At 41.1% G+C, this 1,448-nt stretch carries 1 protein-coding gene; it reads left to right on the forward strand.

Annotated features, from left to right (window positions below; genetic code table 11):
* Positions 1 to 1,448: DEAD/DEAH box helicase family protein (locus Q0212_RS07145; RefSeq protein ID WP_297923987.1), on the forward strand; the 1,448-nt coding region annotated here is incomplete at both ends.

Here is a 1,448-nt window from a genome sequence, read left to right on the forward strand (position 1 = left end):
TACCACACAGCTACAAGAGCCTAAAGGCTCTTATAGTCAGGGATATTTTTTAGGTTTGGCGAAAAATTTTAATGCAACTTATGCTTTAGATGAGCAATACTTTTGGCAGTTTCTACATCAAACACAAGCCAAAGAATTAGAAAAACTTCAAAAGCAAGGCAATGACTGGCAGCTAAAAATTCTTGAGCGTTTTAATCGACTCATTAAAAAATACGGCTTGCTCTATCTATTAAAAAAAGGTTTGAGTGTTGACGACGCTTACTTTCATTTAATGTATCCTGCACCACTGGCCAGTAGCTCCGCTCAAGTCAAACAAAATTTCGCTAACAATATATTTAGTAGCACCCGACAAATACGCTATTCACTGAGCAATCCACTCGAAGAAATAGACTTAGTCTTATTTATCAACGGCATTCCCTTTGCTACTTTAGAACTTAAAAATCCGTGGACAGGCCAAAACGCTCGTTATCATGGCCAAAAACAATATCGTAATGACCGTGACATTAACCAACCGTTATTAAACTTTGGCCGTTGCTTGGTACATATGGCAGTCGATACCGACGAAGTGTATATGACCACAAAATTGTCGGGCAGCAGCACTTTCTTTTTGCCCTTTAACAAAGGTAATAACTTTGGCGCAGGCAACCCGACTAACCCTAATGGCCATAAAACCGCGTATTTGTGGCAAGATGTTTTTGGCAAAGAAAGCATCGCCAACATCATTCAACATTTTGTGCGTTTAGATGGTAGTAGCAAAGACCCGTTAAATAATCGCAACTTATATTTTCCACGCTATCATCAAATGGATGTTGTGCGTAAATTGGTCAGCCACGCTAGCCAACACGGAACAGGCCAAACCTACTTAATTCAGCACTCCGCAGGCTCAGGTAAGTCTAACTCTATTACATGGGCAGCCTATCAACTTATCGAAACGTATCCCATCAATGCCGATGTCAAAGGCGCAAAAAGTATTGAGTTACCGTTATTTGACTCGGTGATTGTGGTCACTGACAGACGCTTATTAGACAAACAACTACGCGACAATATTAAAGAGTTTTCGGAAGTTAAAAATATCATTGCCCCTGCCTATAAGTCGTCCGAGCTTAAAAGTGCATTGGAGCAAGGTAAAAAAATCATCATTACCACTATTCAAAAATTCCCATTCATTATCAATGGTATTGACGACCTCAGTGATAAGCGATTTGCCGTCATTATTGATGAAGCACACAGCTCGCAAAGCGGCTCGGCTCACAACAAAATGAATGAGGCTATGGGGCAAAATCCACCATCTGATGACGAAGAAGTGGACAGCCAAGACAAAATTTTACAAGCCATGGCAGCGCGTAAAATGCGTGGCAATGCCTCTTACTTTGCCTTTACTGCTACTCCTAAGAGCAGAACACTAGAGATATTTGGCGAGCCCTTCAACGAAGGCTCAGATACCAAGT

This window comes from uncultured Agitococcus sp. (genome assembly GCF_937920075.1).
GTDB lineage: Bacteria > Pseudomonadota > Gammaproteobacteria > Pseudomonadales > Moraxellaceae > Agitococcus.